Source organism: Streptomyces sp. NPDC005962, from assembly GCF_040629205.1.
In the GTDB taxonomy this organism is placed as follows: domain Bacteria; phylum Actinomycetota; class Actinomycetes; order Streptomycetales; family Streptomycetaceae; genus Streptomyces.
The window spans coordinates 120,380-141,260 of the sequence record NZ_JBEXVE010000010.1 but is presented as its reverse complement, the minus strand read 5'-3'; the positions used below and the strand labels follow the sequence as shown (position 1 = coordinate 141,260).

Below are 20,881 nucleotides of genomic sequence, written 5' to 3'. Positions count from 1 at the left end.
AGACCTGACTGTGAACACCTCGACCGGACAGCCGAGCAGGCAGCCGAGCGGACAGTCGACCGGGCAGCCGACCGGGCTGGTGGCGGCGGTCCGCGATGCCGCCCGGCTGCGTCCCGACGTCACGGCCATGACCTTCCTCGACTACGGGGCCGACCGCTCCGGTACCGCCGTCGACGTCACCTACCGTCAGCTCCACGCGAAGGCGGCGGCGGTGGCGGGCGCGCTGAGCCGGGCGTGTTCCCCCGGCGACCGGGTGGCCATCCTGTGCCCGCACACCGCCGACTACGTGGCCGCCTTCCTGGGGTGCCTGTACACCGGGGTCCTCGCGGTGCCGCTGTACGCGCCGGAGACGTCACGGTCCGACGAGCGGCTGCGGCTCGCGATGGCCGACTGCGCCCCGAGCGCCGTCCTGACGACCACACCGCACGAACGCGAGGTGCGCCAACTGCTCGCGGACGCCCCGGACATCGGGGAACCCGCGGTCGTCCTGGTGGACACCGCGGACCCGGCGCGGGCGCGTGGCGTCCTGCTGCCGGTGGCGGAGCGTCCCGGCGACATCGCGTACCTGCAGTACACCTCGGGCTCCACGCGGAACCCGGCGGGCGTCGAGGTCACCCACCTCAACCTCGCCACGGGGGCCGAGCAGCTGCGCGCCGGGCTCGGCATCGGCGAGGACGCGCGGATCGCGGGCTGGCTGCCGTTCTTCCACGACATGGGGCTGCTGCTGATGATCGCCGTGCCGCTGATCACCGGCACCCAGGCCACCCTGATGGCGCCCTTCGCCTTCATCCAGCAGCCGGTCCGCTGGCTGCGCGCGATCGGCGACCACCGGGCCACCCACACCGTGTCGCCCAACTTCGGCCTGGACCTTTGTGTCGACCGGGTCTCCGAACGGGCCCGCGAGGGCCTCGACCTGTCGTCGCTGCGCGTCCTCGTCAACGGTTCCGAGCCGGTGCGCGCGGCGACCCTCGACCGCTTCACGGCGCGGTTCGGCCCGTACGGGTTCCGGAACGCGGCCCACTGCCCGAGCTACGGCCTCGCGGAAGCCACGCTCGCCGTCACCCTCGGCGGCCCGGCAGCCCCCCGGACACTGCGGCTGGACCGGGCGGAGCTGGCCCGGGACCGGGTGCGGGTGCTGCCGGACGGCGACACCGACGGCTACCGCGTGGTCGCCTGCGGGACTCCAGCGGGCCAGGAGGTGCGCATTGTCGACCCGGCCACCGGGACGCCCCTTCCGCCGGGCGCGGCGCGCGCCGGTGAGGTGTGGGTGCGCGGGACGAACGTGTGCGCCGGGTACTGGCGCCGCCCCGAGCGCACCGCCGAGGTCTTCGGCGCCACGCTCGCCGGACCGGCGGCCCCGGAGGGTGGGACGGACAGCGGCGGGGGCTGGCTGCGCACCGGTGACCTGGGGTTCCTGCACGACGGCGAGCTGTATCTGACGGGGCGGCTCAAGGACCTGATCGTCGTGGACGGCCGCAACCACCATTCGGCGGATGTGGAACTGACGGTGCAGAGCGCGGCCCCGGCGATCCGGCCCGGCCATGTCGCGGCCTTCCCGGCCGGTCTGCTCGGCGAACACGGCGAGCGGGCCGTCGTCGTGGCCGAACTCGACCGGGGCCGGGCGGGCGCGGATCTCGCGGAGGTCCGCTCCACGATCCGCAGGTCCGTGCTGTCGAGACACTCGCTGGACGTCGCGGAGGTGGTGCTGATCCGGCGCGGGACCCTGCCGAAGACGACAAGTGGCAAGATCCGCCGGGCCGCCTGCCGCGACCTCTACCTCGCCGGTGCGCTGGCCACGGCGACGACGGCCGGGGAGGGAAACCGATGAGCGGTTCCTCCCGGGCCTCGGCCTCCGCCGACGACGTGCGCCGTCTGCTCGTCGCGCGCGCCGCCCGGCGCGGCGGTGTCCCCGAGGAGCGGGTCGACCCCGACCTGCCCTTCGACGCGTACGGATTCACCTCGGTCGACGCGGTGACCCTGTCGGGCGAGCTGGAGGAGCTGCTCGACCGGACACTGGACCCGACGGTGCTGTGGCAGCACCCCACCATCCGCCGGTTGCTCGCCTTCCTGACCGGGACCCCGGCGGCCCCGGCACCGGCCCCCGCCCGGGCCGCTCCCCCGGCCGGTGAAGGCGACATCGCGATCGTCGGTCTTGGCTGCCGCCTGCCCGGCGACATCGGTTCACCGGCCGGACTGTGGGAGCTGCTCCGCTCCGGCGGCGACGCCGTCGGCACCGTGCCCGCCGGGCGCTGGGACTCCTACCGTCAGCTCTCGCCCGGCTACGCGGCGGCGGTCGAGCGGGCGAACCGGCACGGCGCCTTCCTGGCCGATGTGGACGGCTTCGACGCCGAGTTCTTCGGCATCGCCCCCGCGGAGGCCGCCGAGATGGACCCCCAGCAGCGCATCCTCCTGGAGGTGGCCTGGGAGGCGCTGGAGCACGCGGGGGTACCGGCCGACCGGGCGGCCACCGGCCACACCGGCGTGTACGTGGGCGCGTGCAGTGACGACCACGGGCGCGGCGCCCTGGACGATCTGCCCTCGATCACGGCGCGCACCGGTACCGGCTCCGCCATGAGCATCATCGCCAACCGGCTCTCGTACGCGCTCGATCTGCGCGGCCCCAGCCTGACCGTCGACACGGCCTGCTCCTCCTCCCTGGTGGCGCTGCACCTGGCCCGGCAGGCCCTGCTCGCCGGGGAGTGCGACACCGCGCTGGTCGGCGGGGTGAATCTGATGCTGTCGCCGGGTGTGACGCTCAACTTCGGGGAGAGCGGCGCCCTTTCGCCCGGCGGTCGGTGCCGTCCCTTCTCGGCCGAGGCCGACGGCTACGTACGGGGCGAAGGATGCCTGGTGGCCGTCGTACGGCGGCTCGACGACGCGCTCCGCGACGGCGACCGCGTCCTCGCCGTCGTCCGCGCGACCGGCACCAACCAGGACGGCCGTTCCAACGGGCTGATGGCGCCCAGCCCCGCCGCCCAGGAGGCGCTGATCCGCGAGGTCTGGGAGCGCTCCGGCCTCGACCCGGCGGAGGCCGGATACCTGGAGGCGCACGGCACCGGCACCCCGCTGGGCGACCCCATCGAGGCGGGCGCGCTCGGCGCCGCCCTCGGCGGCCACCGGTCGGCGGCGGACCCGCTGCGCATCGGCTCGGTCAAGTCCAACCTCGGCCATCTGGAAGGCGCGGCCGGGCTCGCCGGGCTGGCCAAATGCGCGCTCGCCCTGCACCACGAGCTGATCCCGGCGACCCTGCACCACACGGCCCCGAACCCCCGTATCGCGCTGGACGATCTGGGCCTGACGGTGGTCGACCGTCCCGTCCCGTGGCCGCGCGGCGGGCGGCCGCGCACCGCCGGGGTGAGTTCGTTCGGGTTCGGCGGGACCAACGCCCACGCGGTGCTCGTCGAGGCCCCGGACCCCGCACCGGCCGCGCCCGCAGCCCCCGCCGAGCCCGCAGCCGCCGCAGCCGCCAGACCGTGACCGTCACCGAGTGGGAGTGGACCGACCGCATGCCCCAGGCAGAAATGCTCTTCGCGCTCTCCGCGCACACGCCCGCCGCGCTGCGCGGCAACGCCGGACGGCTCGCCCAGTGGCTGACCGACGAGGGTGCGGACACCCCGCTCGCCGATGTGGCGCACACCCTCGCGCTGCGCCGGTCCCAGCTGCCGGAGCGCCTGGTGATCCGGGCGGCGGACCGCGCGACCCTCGCGCTGCGCCTGCGTACCGCCGCCGACGGCGGGGAGCCGGGACCGCACGCCGCGCGGGGGCGGGCTCCCCACGCGAAGGGCACGGCCCCGGTGTTCGTCTTCTCCGGACACGGCTCGCAGTGGGACGGCATGGGCACCGGGCTCCTGGCCCGGGAGCCGCTGTTCGCCTCGGTCGTCGACCGGCTCGAACCGGTCGTCCGGGCGGAGAACGGCCTCTCCCTGCGCGCGCTCCTCACCGAGGACGGTCTGACGGGCTCCGGCATGGACCGGGTCCAGCCCGCCGTGTACGCCATGCAGGTCGGCCTGGCGGAGGTGTGGCGCGGGCTCGGCATCCGTCCGGGCGCCGTGATCGGCCACTCGATGGGCGAGGTCGCCGCGGCCGTGGTCGCGGGGGCGCTCACGGCCGAGGACGGGGCGCGGATCGTCTGCCGCCGGTCCCGGCTGATGGCGGAGCGTCTCGCCGGTACCGGCGCGACGGCGCTGGTGGAGCTGGACGCCGCCGAGGCGTGCCGCCATCTGGACGGCCGTCCGGGCATCTCGGTCGCCGTACACTCCTCGCCGCGCGCCTGCGTGGTGGCCGGACTGCCTACGGTCGTGGAGGAGTTCGTGGCCGAATGCCGGGACCGGGGGCTGCTGGCCCGGCTGGTGCCGGGGGTACGTATCGGGGCGCACAGCCCGCTGGTCGACCCGCTGCTCGGCGACCTGCGCGCGGCCCTGTCCGGCATTCCGTACGGCGATGTGGAACTCCCCTACTACAGCGCCACGTCGGACGATCCCCGGGAGCGGCCCGTGCCGGACGCCGCGTACTGGACCGCGAACCTGCGGCGGCCCGTGCGGCTGCTGGAGGCGGTGCGAGCGGCCGTACAGGACGACCGGCGGATCTTCCTGGAGGTCTCGCCCCACCCGGTCGTCGCGCACTCGGTCCTGGAGACCGTGATGGAGGGCGGCGGCCCACGCCGGGACCGCTGCACCGTGCTGGGCACGCTCAGCCGTGGCGCCTCCGGCGACACCGCCCTGGCGGACACGCTCGCCGCCCTGCACTGCGCGGGCGTCCCGCTGCCGCGCGAGGCGGTCCCGGCGGGGCGGCACGCCGAACTCCCCACCTACGACTGGCAGCGCCTGCGTTTCCCCTCCCCGCGCCGCTCCCCCGTGGACACCCCGGCCCACCCGCTGCTCGGGGGGCGGATCACGCTGCCCGGCCTGCCGGTACGGCACGTGTGGCAGAGCCGCGTCGGCCTCGACCGGCTGCCCTGGCTCGACGACCACCGGGTGCACGGCGGCCCGGTGCTGCCGGGCACCGCCCACGTCGAACTGGCCGTGGCCGCCGCGTGCGAGGCGTTCGGCGCCGAACCGGAGGAGGTGGAGATCTCCGGGCTCTCCTTCGAACGGGTCCTGCCCCTCGTGGAAGCCGCCACCGTCACCACCACGCTGGAGGAGGACGCCGAGGGAACCGGTGGCTCCGTCGTGGTCGTCGCCGGTTCGGGCGGCGCCGCCACGGTGCTGGCCCGCGCCCGGGCGAGCGTCGGCCGTCCCGCCACGGCGGTACGTGGCGACGCACCACAGCCGCCCCCGGACGGCGGCGTACGGCACGACGTGGGAGACGTCTACGCGGCGCTGCGCGCCCTCGGCCAGGAGCACGGGCCCGCCTTCGCGGGGCTGACGGCCGTGCGGGTGGCCGGGGACACTGCCGTCAGCCGGGTGTCCCGCCCGTCGGCGCTGCCGCCGGACGGCCGGTTCCGGTTCCATCCGGCCCTGCTCGACGCCTGTCTGCACGGGCTGGGCGCGCTGCTGCCGCCCGGCACGGCGGGAACGTATCTGCCGACCGGAGTGGAGCGGCTGCGCGTCACCGGCCGTCCGCAGGGCTCGCTCGTCTGCCGGGCCCGGCTGCGCCCCGGCCCGGCCGGGGGCGACCTGTCGGCGGATGTGGAGATCACCGACGACCACGGCACACCGGTCGCGGAACTGACGGGGCTGCGGCTCGGCCCGGTCGGCGAGGAGGCGCGCCCGGTCGCCGTCGCGCCGCTGCTGCACCGGGTGGGCTGGGACGCCGTATCCCCGCCGGAACCGGCGCGGGGCGACGGACGGTCGCTGCTCCTCGTGGGCGACGGACCCGGGTCCGCGCGGCATACCGCCGTCGCCGCCGCACTGTCGGCCGCCGGTGCCGCCACCGTGGCCGTCGGCCCCGACGGCCCCTGGGACACCGGGCGGGCCGTGGACGGTGTCGTCCTCGTGGGATGGGGATCAGAGAGAGGGCTCGCCGACCCGGCGGAGTCCGCGCGGCTGCGGGTGGGCTCGGCGCTGCGGCTGGTCTCCGGGCTGCTGCGCGGCCACGAGGAAGCGGGCACCCCGCCGCCTCCCCTGACGGTCCTCACCCTGCGCGCTCAGCGGGTGCGCGCGGATGAGCGGCCCGATCCGGTCCAGGCCGCGCTGCGCGGACTCGTCCGTACGCTGCGCCAGGAACGGCCCGAACTCCGGGCCCGCTTCGTCGATGTGGACGACCTCGGGACGCCCCTGCTGGCCGCGGAGCTGCTCGCGGCGGACGGCCCCGACGAGGTGGCGTGGCGGAACGGCGAACGCCTGGTGGCGCGGCTCGTCGCCGGGCCCCCGGCGGCCCCCGGGCGCGACCGGGTGGTGGTCCGTCCGGGCGGCGGCTATCTCGTCACCGGAGGCACCCGCGGACTGGGGCTCGCCACCGCCCGCTGGCTCGCCGAACGCGGTGCCGGGGCCGTGGTGCTGGGCGGCCGGGGGCCGGTCGGCGGCGACGTGGCCGAGGAGCTGGAGCGGGTCCGGGCGCTGGGCACCCGGGTCGAGCTGGTCGCCGGGGACGTGGCACGGCCCGGCACCGCCGAGCGGATGACGGCCACGCTCGCCGAGGCCGGTTTCCGGCTGCGGGGCGTGGTGCACGCGGCGGCGGTGCTGGACGACGCCATGGTGACCGAACCCGACGACGACCGGCTGCGGCGGGTGTGGGCGCCGAAGGCGGACGGCGCGTGGCGGCTGCACGAGGCCACCGCGGACGCCGGGCTCGACTGGTGGATCGGCTACTCCTCGCTGGCGTCGCTGGTGGGCTCGCCCGGCCAGGCCGAATACGCGGCGGCGAACGCCTTCCTGGACGCCGTGGTGGCGCTGCGCCGGTCGGCGGGACTGCCCGCGCTGACGGTCAACTGGGGCCCGTGGGGCGAGATCGGCGCGGTGCGCGGCCGGACCATCCCGGGGGTCGGCAACCTCACCGTCCGCGAGGGCTTCGCGGCGCTGGAGACCCTGATCGCCCGGGACGCCGGACAGGGCGGTGTGGCCCGGCTGTCGCCCCGCGACTTCGCCCACGCCCACCCGCACAGCCGCGACTCGTCCTTCTTCGCCACGCTGTTCCGGGCAGACCAGCCAGAACGGGCGGACGAGGCGGATGGCAACGGCTTCGACCGGGCGGCGCTGGCCGCCCTGACCTCCGGGGCGCGCCGGGATGTCGTACGGGCCAGAACCCTGCGCCACGTCGGCCGGGTACTCGGCTTCACGGAACCGGACCGGGTCGCGGACGAGCCACTGGTCCACCTGGGCCTGGACTCGCTGTCCGCGGTCCGCATCAGGAACGCGCTGCGCGAGGACTTCGCGGTGGAGGTCCCGGTGGCCCGGCTGTTGCAGGGCACGAGCGCGCTGGAGCTGGCGGAACACGTGACGGACACGGTCTCCGGCGGTGACGGGCCGCGCCCGGTCGCGGCCGACTCGGTACGGGCGGCGACCCGCAGGGCCGCGGCCAGGAGCACGGCCGCCCGGCCGTGGCGGGGCGAAGCGCGGAGGAGACATACATGAGCGGCGAACAGCGGACACCTCGCGGCGGCGACCCGGAGGGCCCCGAGGCGGTGGCGGTCGTGGGGCTCGCCGGACGGTTTCCGGGCGGGCGTACTCCGGAGGAGTTCTGGGACGGTATCCGCGCGGGGCGCGACGCCCTGGATGACCTCACCGACGAGGAGCTGCTGAGCGCGGGGGTGCCGAAGTCGGCGCTGGAGCGGCCGGGTTATGTGCGCCGGGCCGCCGTCCTCGACGGATACCAGGAGTTCGACGCCGAGTTCTTCGGGCTCCCGCCCACCACGGCGGCCGCGATGGACCCGCAGCAGCGGCTGTTCCTGGAGTGCTGCTGGCACGCCCTGGAGGACGCGGGGCACGACCCCGCCCGCCGGGAGGGCGCGGTGGGCGTGTTCGCCGCGCCCTCGTTCAGCGGCTACTTCGGCTACAACCTGCTCTCGCACCACGACCCCCGGGAGCTGCTCGGCGCGGGCATGTCGACCGCGCTGATCCACGCCCTGACGCTGACCGACCCCAACTTCTTCGCCACCCGGGTCGCCCACGCGCTGGACCTGCGCGGACCCGCGCTGACCGTGCAGACGGCCTGCTCCGGCTCGCTGGTGGCGGTGCATCTCGCCTGCCAGAGCCTGCTGTGCGGGGAGAGCGATGTGGCGCTGGCCGGGGGCATGACGGTGAAGGTCCCGCACCGGGTGGGCTACCTCCACGAGCCCGACTCGATGATGTCCGCCGACGGCCACTGCCGCCCGTTCGACGCGGCGGCGAGCGGCACGGTGTTCGGCAGCGGCGGCGGGGTGGTCGTCCTCAAGCGGCTGTCCGACGCGCTCGCCGACGGCGACCGGATACGCGCCGTGATCCGGGGCACCGCCGTCAACAACGACGGCTCGCTGAAGATGGGCTTCACCGCGCCCAGCGTCGAGATGCAGGCCGCGGTCGTGGCCGAGGCGCTCGCGGTGGCGGGGGCCGATCCGCACGAGGTGGGCTACGTCGAGGCCCACGGCACCGGCACCGCCCTGGGCGACCCGGTCGAGGTGGCCGCCCTCCGGCAGGCCCTGGACCCCGACGGCGACCGGACGGCCCCCTGCCTCATCGGGTCGGTCAAGGGGAACATCGGTCACCTGGAGGCCGCCTCCGGCGTCACCGGGCTGATCAAGACGGTCCTCGCGCTGGAGCACCGGACCCTGCCCGCGACCGCCCACTACCGCACTCCGAATCCCGAACTCCGCCTGGAGTCCTCGCCGTTCGCCATCGTCGGCGAGACGCGGGCGTGGACCGGGCCGGGGCCGTTGCTGGCGGGGGTCAGCTCGCTGGGCGTCGGCGGCACCAACGCCCATGTGGTGGTGGCCGAGTCGCCGGTCCCCGCCGGCCGGGAGGCGTGGCACGGGGACGCCTCCCGCGCCGCCGCGCCCGTCCTGCTGGTCAGCGCCCGTACGCCCGAGGCGCTGCGGGACTCCCGCCGACGGCTGGCCGACGCCCTGGGCCCGGACAGCGACCTCGGGGACGTCGCCCACACCCTCGCCGAGGGGCGCAGGCCCTTCTCCTGCCGCACCGCGGTCGCCGCGAACACCCCGGAGCGGGCCGCGGAGCTGCTGCGCGCGGACCGCACGACCGCCCGCCTCCCGCGCGTCCCGCCCGCCCCCGTGCTGCTGCTGCCGGGCCAGGGTGCCCAGTACCCGGGCATGGGCGCGGATCTGTACCGACGCGGCGGGGTCTTCCGTACGCGACTCGACCACTGCGCCGAACTGTTCACGGCGGAGACCGGCCGGGATGTCCGGGCGGACCTGTTCGGCGACGGCGCGGCGGCGCTGCGCCGGACCGATGTCGCGCAGCCCGCGCTCTTCGCCGTCGAATACGCGCTGGCGCGGAGCCTGGAGGCGTTCGGGGTACGCCCCGCGGCCCTCGGCGGTCACAGCGTCGGGGAGCTGACCGCGGCCTGCCTGGCCGACGTGGTGGAACTCGGGGACGCGGTACGGCTGGTGGCGGCACGGGGACGGCTCATGGGCTCCGCGCCCCCGGGCGCGATGCTCTCGGTCCGGCTCGCGGAGGACCGGATACGTGAACTCCTGACCGGCACCTCGCTGGAGGTGGCCGCGGTCAACGAGCCCGGGGCGTGCGTGGTCGCCGGACCCACCGGGGAGGTCCGGTCCCTCGCCACGCGGCTGACATCGTCCGGCACCGAGGTGTCCGAGCTGCGCACGGCGCACGCGTTCCACACGGCGGCCATGGACGAGGCGGCGGAGCGTTTCGCGGAACTGGTCGGCACGGTCCCGCTGTCCGCCCCGGCGGTCCCGCTCGTCTCGAACGTCACGGGCGGCTGGATGACGGCCGCCGAGGCCACCGACCCGGAGCGCTGGGCCCGGCAGTTGCGCGGCACCGTGCGGTGGGCGGAGTGCGTACGGAGCCTGCTGGCCGAGCCCGGCCGGGTGCTCGTCGAGACGGGGCCCGGACGCTCCCTGGTATCGGCTGCGCGGCGCAGTACGGAGTGGTCGGACGGCCATCGCGCGGTCAGCGCCATGCGGCACGCCGAGCAGACCTCCCTGGACGACGGCGAGGCGCTGGCGCGGGCGCTCGGGGTGCTGTGGGAGTCCGGCGTCGACGTCGACTGGACGGCGGCGCGGCACGGACCGGCCCGCCGGGTGCCGCTGCCGGGGTATCCCTTCCGGCGCGTACGGCACTGGACCGAGCCGGGGTACGCGACACCGTGGACGGAGACGGAGGCGCGGACGGAACCGGAAACCGAGGAGGCGGAGACGGCGCCGGAGGGCGCGCCGCGGGCGAGCGGCGCGGTGGCCACCCTGACCGCGATCCTGTCGGAGGTCCTGGGCGTGACACCGGTCCGGCCCGACGACGACTTCTTCGAGCTGGGCGGCGATTCCGTGCTGGCCGGGCGGGTCGCCGAGCTGGCCGGGGCGGCGGGTCTGGAGTTCCGGCCAAAGGACCTCTTCGAGCACCCGACCGTGGCCCGGCTGGTGGCGGCCGTCGTCCGCACCGGCAAATAAGTTGAACAACGCTGTTCAGATTATCCGGGGCTTGCCCTAAGCTAACTCTGACAGTGTTGTTCAAGTTAAGGAGCCTGCGGTGAACCCGGAGAGTCATACCCACGGCGAGGTGGCCGGGGCGGGACACCACCACGTGACGACGGAGCAGCACGGCCATGGCCACGCCCACGACCACGGCCAGCACGGTGAGGCGGCCGACGGTCCGCCGGACCCGCGCCGCTGGCTCATCCTGACGCTGCTGTGCATGGCGCAGTTCATGCTCATCGTCGACGTGACCGTCGTGAACGTGGCGCTCCCCACGATCGGCGCCGAACTCTCCCTCGGCGCATCCTCGTTGACCTGGGTGGTCACCGCCTACACGCTGTTCTTCGGCAGTCTGCTGCTGCTCGGCGGGCGGATCGGCGACCTCGTCGGCCGCCGCCGGATGTTCCTGGTCGGTCTGGCGCTCTTCACGGCCTCCTCGCTCGTCTCCGGACTGGCCGAGAGCGGCGGTGTGCTGATCGGCGCCCGGGCCCTCCAGGGCGTGGCCGCGGCCGTCATGTCACCGGCGGCCATGGCCCTGGTCATGACCGTGTTCCAGGGCCCGGAGCGCAACCGCGCGCTGGGCGTGTGGGCGGCGATCGGCGGCACCGGCGCGGCCTTCGGCGTGCTGATCGGCGGCGTACTGGCGTCCGGGCCGGGCTGGGAATGGATCTTCTTCGTCAACGTGCCGATCGGCCTCGTGGTGCTGCTGGCGGTCCCCGCACTGCTCAAGGAGCAGGCGGTCGCCACACACGGGCACGGCCACGAGCACGGACATGGCCACGGCCACGGAGAGGCGCCGTCCGGGATCGACCTGCCGGGCGCGCTGACCATGACGGCGACCCCCGCCCTGCTCATCTACGGGCTGGTACGGGCCCGCGACCACGGCTTCGGCGACCAGTCCGCCTGGCTCCCGCTGCTGGGCGCGGTGGTCGGCGCCGTGCTCTTCGTCCTGGCGGAGCGCTCGGCGGCGGCGCCCCTGGTGCGCCTCCCCTTCCTCGCACGGCCCTCGATGGTGGGTGGCAGTCTGCTGATGCTCGCCGCGTCGGGCGTCCTGATCTCGGCGTTCTTCCTCTGCTCGTTCTACCTGCAGCACGTACTGGAGTTCAGCGCACTGCGCACCGGCCTGATGTTCCTGCCGGTCGCCCTCGCCACCACCATGGGCGCCCACCTCGCCTCACAGGCCGTGGCGCGCCTGGGCTGGCGGGTGACGGCCGCCTCCGGCATGGTGCTCGCCACGGCCGGGGCGCTGCTGCTGACCGGTCTGGAGCGGGAGGGCAACGCGTGGACCCAGCTGCTGCCCGGCTTCCTGCTGCTGGCCTTCGGACTGGGCACCGGTTTCGTCTGCGCCATCACCAGCGCCATGCACGGCGTCGAGCACGCCGACGCCGGACTGGGCTCCGGGCTGGTGAACACCTGTCATGAGCTGGGTGCCTCGCTGGGGATCGCGGTGGTCGCCGCCGTGGCGGGCTCCAGTCTGGAGGGTGGCGCGGCGCCTTCGGTCGACGGTTTCGATGGCGCGTTCCTCGCCTGCGCGGCCATCTCGGCGGTGGCCGCCGTGGTCGGCCTGACGCTGCTGCCCAAGGGCAAGCCCGACCCCTCCGCGGGACCGATCATGGCCCACTGAGTCACGGACGCGCCCCGGCGAAAGGGGACTTGGCCCCGGCGGGCGAACCACCCGCCGGGGCGGCTCGCCACGCCGACCCAGATTGCAAAAGTCAATGAGTAAATAAGACTTGACGCCTACAACTTCTACCGTCAATAGTAGGCCCCGTTGTTCTGGCCTAACACGCCGATCACGGGGGAGTATCATGTCAGTCGACCGTCAAGACACGGACGAATACTGTAGACGCATTGTCGTGGTCGATCCCGACCCGGCCTCGCGACCCTTATTGAGGCGGTTCGCGGAAACCGACACCCGGGCCGAATCCATCATATCGGCCGCCTCCGCAGCGGACATTCCGCTCGACCAGCTCACCCGGCCCCTCACCCTGGTGCTGTCCTCGGCCCTGGGAGTACAGGACCTTTCCCTGCTCAGCCCGCTGCTCGCCGAGCCGTCCACCCACGTGGTACTGGTTCTGCGCTCGCTGATGCAGAACCAGCTCGACACCGCCCAATGGGTGCTGGCCGACGTGGTGTTGCGCCTCGAAGACCTCCAGGGTGCGGCGCTCGACGAGGTCCTGACGCCGCTGCGACGCGGCACGGTCTCGGTGTCCCCCGAGGCCCTGCACCAGGTCATCCGGCTCGCGTGTGCCGCGCCGGAGAGCGAGACTCGGCGCCCGCGCCTCACCGAGCGCGAGACGGAGACCCTCTGGGGCGTCGCCCAGGGGATGAGCAACCGCCAGATCGCGCGCACGATGGGCATCACGGAGCACGGCGTGAAGCGCCATCTCGCGAACCTCATGGGCAAGCTGAACTGCCAGAACCGGACGTCGGCCGTGGCCGTCGCGCTCCGCAGCGGACTGCTGGAGCTCAGCGACGTCGGCACAGACGTCTCCTGAGCGACTCCTGAGCGACGAGCGACACAGCACCCTCCGCACCGCACTCCGTACCGCACCTCCGCGTCGCGCCCTCGCCGGACCCCGGCTCCGCCGCGGCCTCCCGTACGGCCCACGGCCCAGGGGCGCTTCGCCACGCACCCATCACGATCTTCAACAGGGGGACATCAAGAAATGGCGCAGAACAGACTTGCCGAAATACCTGGCACCGGAATCAGGATTCAGCTTCCGGAATCCTCCCCGGCGCCGGAAATCCCCACCCTTCCGCTCGCCGGAAGGACCCCGGAAATCAGCGCCGTCCCGCGCCGGACGCACCTATCGAAGAATGACTATTCTTCCCTTCTGCAAACAGCGAAGGGGCGATGTCTGAGCGCATCCGCGGTTCTCGTCACAGCCGCCGCCGAGGTGCTGCGGCTGTGGTCCAAACAGCCCGGCTTCTCGCTCGATATCGACCTCGGCACGCGGGTCCCGGTCGACTTCGACGTACAGCCGGACGACTCCTTCGCGGCCCGTGCGGAGCGCGTGCGGCGGCAGCTCGTCCCGGCCTCCGCCGAAGCCACCGAACCCGCCGCATCCGGCTCGTCCGCCCCGTCCGCCCCGTCCGCCCCGCCCGCGATCGCGTGCCACATCACCGAGCAGGACGGCGCGGCCACCCTCACCTGGGAGATCCAGGATCAGCTCTTCCCCGCCGGACTCCCCGAAGACCTCGTCGACGTCTGCGCCGAGCTCCTGGGCCGGCTGGTTCGGGACCCCGGCGCCTGGGACGCTCCGGACCGGCTCACCGCCCTGCCGCGGTGGCAGACCGCCGAGCGCGACAGCGCCAACAGCACCGCCGCCGACATCCCCGCCACCACCCTCTGCGCGCTCGTGGAGGACCAGGCCGCCCGGACCCCGGACGCCGTCGCGGCCCTCACCCAGGACGGCCGACTCACCTATCGCGAGGTCGTGACCGGAGCCCGGCAGCTCGCCCGGCGCCTGATCGAACTCGGCGCGCGTCCCGGACAGCTCGTCGGCGTCGTCGTCGACAAGGGCCTCGCCCAGGTCCCGTCCGTGCTCGGGGTCACGCTCTCCCGGGCCGCGTACCTCCCCATCGATCCGCAGTGGCCCACCGCCCGCCGCGCGCAGCTCATCGAACAGGGCGGCGTGCGGATCGTGGTGACCACCCCGCGGCTGCGCGACGAGCTGGAGTGGCCCACCGGCGTCCACCTGGTGACCGTCGAGGACGGCGAGGTACGCGCGGCCGACTCCGGTCCGCTGGACCTCGCGCCCACTCCGGACGACCTGGCCTACGTGATCTTCACGTCGGGCTCCACCGGCCGTCCCAAGGGCGTGGTCATCGACCACCGCGGCGCCGCGAACACCCTCCAGGACATCAACCGCCGGTTCCAGGTGGGCCCCGCCGACCGCGTGCTCGCGCTCTCCTCCCTCAGCTTCGACCTCTCCGTCTACGACGTCTTCGGCGCGCTCGCCGCGGGCGCCGCGGTGGTCATCCCCTCCCCCGGCCGGGCGCACGACCCCGAGCACTGGTCCGAGCTGGTGGAGCGGCACGACGTCACCGTCTGGAACTCCGTCCCGGCCCTGCTGCGCGTCTGGCTCGACGCCCCCGCCCCGGTGCCGGCCGCGGCGCCCCTGCGCCTGGTCATGCTCAGCGGGGACTGGATTCCGGTATCGCTGCCGGACCTGCTGCGCGACTCGTACCCGGACGCGCACATCATCAGCCTCGGCGGCGCCACCGAGGCGTCCATCTGGTCGGTGCACTTCCCCATCGGGGAGGTCCCGGCCGAATGGAAGCGCATCCCGTACGGCAAACCGCTCGCGAACCAGACCCTCCACGTGCTCGGCCACCGGCTCGACCCGTGCCCCGTGTGGACGACCGGTGAGATCTACATCGGCGGCACCGGCGTGGCCAAGGGCTACTGGGCCGACCCGACGAGGACGGGCGAGCGGTTCATCGTCCACCCGGCGTCCGGCGAGACGCTCTACCGGACCGGTGACCTCGGACGTTATCTCCCGGGCGGGGACATCGAGTTCCTGGGCCGCGAGGACACCCAGGTCAAGCTGAACGGCTTCCGGATCGAGCTCGACGAGATCGCGGCCGTGCTGCGCCGTCAGGCGGGCGTACGCGAGGCGATCCTCACCATCGACACCAACCCGGCCACCGACCGGGACCAGCTCGTCGCCTATCTGCTGCCCGAGGACGGCCCCGCCGGACCGGAGACGGCCCAGGAGCCCGTTGCCGACACCGCCCCCTCCTGGTCCGCGGTGCTCGACGCGGCCCACGAGGAGCGGCGGCGGGCCGCCGGTGAACTCGCCCCGGCGATCGCGACGTTCCGCGCTCTGTGGCACCGGCTGGAGTCGCTCGCCCCGTCCGTCATGGCGCGCAACCTCGCCCGGCTCGGCGTGTTCACCACCCCGGGCGAGACGGTCACCATCGACGAGATCGTCGAACGCGGCGGGGTGAAGCCCCTCTACCGGGGGCTGGTCGGCCAGTGGGCGGCCGTCCTCGCGGACCGCGGCACGCTGACCGCCACCGGGCGGCCCGGCGAGTACCGCGCGGAGCGGGCCCTGAACGCCGACGCCCTCGACCAGGAGATCACCGCCACGCTCGGCACGGCCACCGCGACCGGCTCCGACCGGGTGCTCCTCGACTACTTCACCGACTGCGTCGACCAGCAACTCCCGCTGCTGCGCGGCACGGTACGCCCGCTGCGGCTGCTGCTCCCCGACGGCGACTGGCGGGTCACCGAAGCCCTGTACGCCGCCAACCCGTCGGCCGAACTGCAGAACCGGATCGCCGCCCGGGCCGTCCGCTCCTTCGTCGAGCGGTTCCCCACCGGACGCACGGTCCGCGTCCTGGAGGTGGGCGCGGGCACCGGGGCCACCGCGGACCGGGTGCTGCCCGCGCTGCCCGCCGACCGCGTCACCTACCACTTCACCGATCTTTCGACCGCCTTCACCGAACAGGCCAGGAAGCGCTACGAGGGCGTCTACCCCTTCGTCGGCTACGGCCTGTTCGACATCGACGCCGAACCGGCCGGGCAGGGCCTCGCACCCGGCTGCGCCGACGTCATCGTCGCGGCCAACGTCATGCACGACGCGAAGAACCTGACCGAGAGCCTGCGCAACGTCCGCGAACTGCTCGCCCCGGGCGGTCTGCTGGTGCTCATCGAGGGTACGGTCAACTCCCCGCTGAACCTGATCAGCTTCGCCTTCCTCGAAGGCTTCGGCAACTACCAGGACCAGCGCGAGGCCACCCTGCTGTCGTCACCCGAGTGGCACCGGCAGCTGACGACCGCGGGCTTCACCCGGTTCGCCGCCGTGCCCGAGGGCGCGGCGGAGGTCGACGCGCTGATCCAGCATGTGCTGGTCGCGGGCGCACCCACCGGCCGGGCCGCGCTCGACCTCACCACCCTGGGCAAGGAACTGGGCGAGCTGCTGCCCGACTACATGGTTCCGCACCACTTCCTCCTGCTGGACGAGATCCCGCTCAGCGGGAACGGCAAGGTCGACCGCTCCGCCCTCCCCTCCCCCTGGCGTGCGGCGACGCCGGAGAGCCGGACCCTGCCGCGGACCGGGCTGGAGCGGAAGCTGTACGAGATCTGGTGCGACGCGCTCGGGCACGACGGCTTCGGCGTCGAGGACAACTTCTTCGACCTGGGCGGCGACTCCCTCCACGCGGTCCGCATGGTCGCCAGGTTCCGCGCCGAACTCGGCATCGAGAAGGCCGGTGACGAGGTCATCGACATGTTGTTCCAGGCGTCGACCATCCGGGAGCTGGCCGTTGTACTGGCCGACGAGACCGGGGCGCGCGCATGACCGGCCACGCCGCCTCCTTCCCGCTGACGCCCCTCCAGGAGGCCTACCTCGTCGGCATGTCCCCCATGGTCGAACTGGGCGGATTCCGGCCGGGCTACTACGTCGAGCTGGACATGGTGAACCTCGACGTCACCCGCGCGGAGGACGCCGTCAAACGGCTGCTGCGCCGCCACGACCACCTCCGGGTGGTGATCGAGGCGTCGGGCACTCAACGGGTACTCGACGAAACGGAGACCACCCCGTACCGGCTGCCGGTGCGGGATCTGACCGGTCTCACGGAGGACGCGCGGCAGGCCGAACTCCTCGCCACGCGGCGGCGCATGGCCGAGGACGGCATCGACCCGGCCCACTGGCCGCTCTTCGACATCTCCATCAGTCTCGTCCGGGGGCGGCGGGCCCGCGTGCACATCGCGATGAGCCTGCTCCTCCTGGACGGCCGGGGCATCCGCCAGGTCATGGACGAGTGGCGGACGTATTACCACGACCCCGACGCGGACCTGCCCCGCCCGGAGCTGACCTACCGTGCGTGCCGGATGAAACTGCTGGCCCACGAGGACACCCCGGAGTATCAGGAGCAGTGGCGGTACTGGGAGAACCGGCTCGCCACCCTCCCCGACGCACCCCGGCTTCCGCTGGCCGTGCAGCCCTCGGCCATCACCCCGGTGCGGTTCCGGCGGCGCACCCACCGCCTCACGGCCGAGCAGTGGAAGCGGCTGTGCACGGGCTTCCGCCGCCACCGCGTCCTGCCGACGACGGCACTGCTGCACGTGTTCGCCGAGGTGCTCGGCACCTGGTCGGACGCCCCTCACTTCAGCCTCAACATGCTGCACCAGAACTGGGCGACGTCCCGGCCCGAGATGGCCGGGACCATGGGGCAGTTCGGCGCCACCCTGCCCCTGGAGGTGGACCTGCGCCGCCCCGGCGACTTCTGGGACCGGGCCAGGAATCTGCAGAAGCAGGTCTGGCGGGATCTGCAGAACGGCGATGTGGCCGGTGTCCGGATCACCCGCGAGCTGTCCGCGCGGCGCGGCTGGACCTCCCGGGCCGCGCTCCCGTACGTCTTCACCAGCATGCTGAAACCGGCCGCCGGGGCCGCGCGGGACCATGGACACCAGGGCCGGGACCGGCTGGCCTGCCGCGAAGTCACCAGCGAGCTGCGCACCCCCCAGGTGCTGGTCGACAACCAGTTGCACGACGCGGCGGACGGCGGTGTCGACTGCGTGTGGGACGTCGTCGACGAGGCGTTCCCACCCGGCCTGCCGGACCTGATGTTCGAGGCGTACGGACGGATGCTGGACGCGCTCGCCGGGCCGGACGGAACGGAGCGGGAACCCGATCCGGTGCCGCCCGGCCACCGGTCCCTGGTGACGGCCCTGAACGCGGCCGTCCCACCGCCACGCCCGGAGCGGCTGGAGGACGGCTTCCTGCGCCGGTCCGCACAGCGTCCGCAGGCCCCCGCCGTGATCTCCGCGCGGCGGACACTGACCTACGCGGAGCTGGAGAGCCGGTCCCGGGCCGTGGCGTCCTGGCTGGCCGGACAGGGCACGGGCCGTGGCGATGTCGTGCCCGTGGTCATGACCAAGGGCTGGGAACAGATCGTCGCGGTGCTCGGCGTGCTGCGGGCGGGTGCCGCGTACTGCCCCGTCGACGCGGCCCTGCCCGCCGAACGCGTGCGTCATCTGCTCGACTCGTGCGCGGCGCGGGCGGTGCTGGTCCAGTCCCACAGCGCACCGGGCACCGACGCGCTCGGCTCCCGGCCGGTCCTGTCCGTGGACGAATCCGTGGACGAATCCGCCCGCGCGGAGGGGCCGAGCTGCCCCGCTCTCCCGCAGCCGGGCGACCCCGATGACCTCGCGTACATCATCCACACCTCCGGCTCCACCGGAACGCCCAAGGGCGTGATGATCGAGCACCGGGCCGCCGTCAACACCATCGCCGACATCAACGAACGCCTCCAACTCACCGACGGGGACCGGGTCTTCGGCATCTCGTCGCTGAGCTTCGACCTGTCGGTGTGGGATGTCTTCGGCACCCTGGCCGTGGGCGCCGCCCTCGTGCTCCCGGCCGCGACCTCCCGTCCCGACCCGGTGGGCTGGGCCGAGGCCGCCGTCGCCCACGGCGCGACCGTGTGGAACTCGGTGCCCGCGCTGGCGCAGATGCTGGCCGAGGTGGTGGCGAACCGGCCGGAGACGGGCACCCCGCCCCTGCGGGCCTTTCTGATGAGCGGCGACTGGATTCCCACCACGCTCCCGGACCGGCTGCGTTCCCCCTGGCCCGGCGTGCGGCTGATCGCGATGGGCGGCGCCACCGAGGCGTCGATCTGGTCGAACATCCACGAGATCGGCACCGTCGATCCGGCGTGGCCGAGCATTCCGTACGGGGTCCCGCTGCGGAATCAGACCATGCGGGTGCTCGACGACCGCCTGGTGCTGCGTCCGCCGTGGGCGGTCGGCCGCATCCACATCGGCGGGGCGGGGCTCAGCAAGGGCTACTGGCGGAACGAAGAACGCACCGCCGAGCGGTTCTTCCACCATCCGGTGACCGGTGAGCGGCTGTACTGGACCGGGGATCTCGGCTGTTACCGGCCGGACGGCACCATCGAGTTCCTGGGCCGTGAGGACCGTCAGCTCAAGATCCAGGGTTTCCGGGTCGAGCCCGGAGAGGTCGAGTCCGCCATCCGGGAACACCCCGCCGTAGGCGACTGCGCGGTCAGCGGCGCCGAGACGCCCGGGGGCCAGCGCCGCCTGGTCTCGCTCGTCGTCCCGGCGGAGGGCGAGCGGCTCGACAGCGCGGCGGTCCTCGCCCACCTGCGGACCCGGCTGCCGCACTATCTGATCCCCGGGCAGATCCATGTACTGGACCGGCTGCCGCTGACGGCCAATGGCAAGGTGGACATCGCCACCGCCCTGGCCACCCTCACCGAACAGGCCCGGCCGGAGGCGGACGCGGAGACGGGTGCGGGCGCGGACACGGACCCTGGCGCTCGCGGGCTCGTGCAGAAGCTCAGCACGCTGTGGGCCGAGCTCCTCGGGGTGTCCGCGATCGGCCCGGACTCCCACTTCTTCGCGCTCGGCGGCAACTCGCTGCTGGCGCTGCGACTGATCAACCGCATCCAGGCGGACTTCGGTGTCGAGCTGCAGTTCGGCCAGGTCTTCGAGACGCCGACCGTACGGGCACTCGCCGGGCGCATCCAGGACTGCGACCGGGTCGCGACCTGCGTCGTCCCCCTGTCCGACGGCACCGCTCCGGACGGCCCAGAGGGCTCCGGCCGGGAGCTCTTCCTCTTCCACCCGGTCGGCGGCTCGGTGAGCGGCTACACCGCGCTGGCGCGCTCCTGGCCCGGCGCCGTACATGCCTTCCAGTCCCGCGCCCTCGCGGAGGGCACGACGGCGGCGCTCGCCCCGGACCTGGTGTCGATGGCGACGGCCTACCGCGAGGAGCTCCAGCGGCTGCGGCCCAACGGCCCCTACCTACTGGGCGGCTGGTCGATGGGCGGCATCCTCGCGTACGAGGTCGCCGGACAACTGACCGACCAGGGACACGACGTCGGGCTCTTCATGATCGACAGCGATCTCACGGAGGACCGGAAGGCCACCGGCGAGGCGGACCGGCACCTCGCGTTCCTCGGCGACCTGGCGTCCGGACGGCTGCCCGCGGCGGCGCGCGCGGCCGTGCTCGCCGCACCCGCCCACCGGCTCATGGAGACCGGTGCGGAGGTCGCCGCCGCCCAGGGCTGGATTCCCGCCGAGGCGGGCGTACGGCAGTACGAGCTGCTCCTGCGGGTCCACGCCCACAACCTGGCGATTCTGGGCGGGTACCGGGCGGCCGGGTCCAAGGTTCCGGCCCTCCTCCTCGTCGCCGGTGAGGTGCGGCGCCCCGACCCGGTCCCCGCCTGGCGCGAGCTCTGCCCCGACCTGGCCGTGGAGGTCTGGCCGTACGACCACTACTCGATCGTCGAACCCGGCCGGGTCCCGGCCATCGCCGCCCGAGTCGCCGACTGGCTCGGCACGGCGCTCACTTCCGCACCCAATGGCAGGGGCTGACC

At 73.9% G+C, this 20,881-nt stretch carries 8 protein-coding genes; all 8 read left to right on the top strand.

What is annotated here, in order from left to right; all coding sequences use genetic code 11:
* The first annotated feature begins 10 nt into the window (after positions 1-10).
* The 8 genes from ABZ370_RS18855 to ABZ370_RS18820 all read left to right on the top strand — a co-directional run bounded on the left by ABZ370_RS18855 (position 11) and on the right by ABZ370_RS18820 (position 20,879).
* Positions 11-1,828, top strand: coding sequence for a fatty acyl-AMP ligase (locus ABZ370_RS18855; RefSeq protein ID WP_358621886.1), 1,818 nt, complete (start codon positions 11-13; stop codon positions 1,826-1,828).
* Entirely contained in the window at positions 1,825-3,477 is a 1,653-nt protein-coding gene (locus ABZ370_RS18850; protein WP_358621884.1) for a type I polyketide synthase, read from the top strand. The genes ABZ370_RS18855 and ABZ370_RS18850 overlap by 4 nt, the downstream gene beginning before the upstream one ends.
* Positions 3,474-7,511, top strand: coding sequence for an SDR family NAD(P)-dependent oxidoreductase (locus tag ABZ370_RS18845; RefSeq protein ID WP_358621882.1), 4,038 nt, complete (start codon positions 3,474-3,476; stop codon positions 7,509-7,511). The genes ABZ370_RS18850 and ABZ370_RS18845 overlap by 4 nt, the downstream gene beginning before the upstream one ends.
* Positions 7,508-10,501: a beta-ketoacyl synthase N-terminal-like domain-containing protein gene (locus ABZ370_RS18840; RefSeq protein ID WP_358621879.1), complete on the top strand. Its 2,994-nt coding sequence runs from the start codon at positions 7,508-7,510 to the stop codon at positions 10,499-10,501. The genes ABZ370_RS18845 and ABZ370_RS18840 overlap by 4 nt, the downstream gene beginning before the upstream one ends.
* A 79-nt stretch (positions 10,502-10,580) precedes the next feature.
* Positions 10,581-12,149, top strand: coding sequence for an MFS transporter (locus tag ABZ370_RS18835; protein WP_358621876.1), 1,569 nt, complete (start codon positions 10,581-10,583; stop codon positions 12,147-12,149).
* A gap of 232 nt (positions 12,150-12,381) precedes the next feature.
* Complete coding sequence (locus tag ABZ370_RS18830) at positions 12,382-13,023, top strand: LuxR C-terminal-related transcriptional regulator (protein WP_358621873.1); 642 nt, start codon at positions 12,382-12,384, stop codon at positions 13,021-13,023.
* Positions 13,024-13,425: 402 nt separating this feature from the next.
* Entirely contained in the window at positions 13,426-16,836 is a 3,411-nt protein-coding gene (locus tag ABZ370_RS18825) for an amino acid adenylation domain-containing protein (RefSeq protein WP_358621871.1), read from the top strand.
* Positions 16,833-20,879 carry an amino acid adenylation domain-containing protein gene (locus ABZ370_RS18820; RefSeq protein ID WP_358621868.1) on the top strand — a complete coding sequence of 1,349 codons (4,047 nt, stop codon included), beginning with the start codon at positions 16,833-16,835 and terminating at the stop codon, positions 20,877-20,879. The genes ABZ370_RS18825 and ABZ370_RS18820 overlap by 4 nt, the downstream gene beginning before the upstream one ends.
* The last annotated feature ends 2 nt before the right edge of the window (positions 20,880-20,881 follow it).

What these genes read in the sequence shown, in the direction of transcription:
- ABZ370_RS18850 (WP_358621884.1), top strand. Translation starts at nt 1,825, where the DNA reads ATGAGCGGTTCCTCCCGGGCCTCGGCCTCCGCCGACGACGTGCGCCGT.
- ABZ370_RS18840 (WP_358621879.1), top strand. Translation starts at nt 7,508, where the DNA reads ATGAGCGGCGAACAGCGGACACCTCGCGGCGGCGACCCGGAGGGCCCC.
- ABZ370_RS18820 (WP_358621868.1), top strand. Translation starts at nt 16,833, where the DNA reads ATGACCGGCCACGCCGCCTCCTTCCCGCTGACGCCCCTCCAGGAGGCC.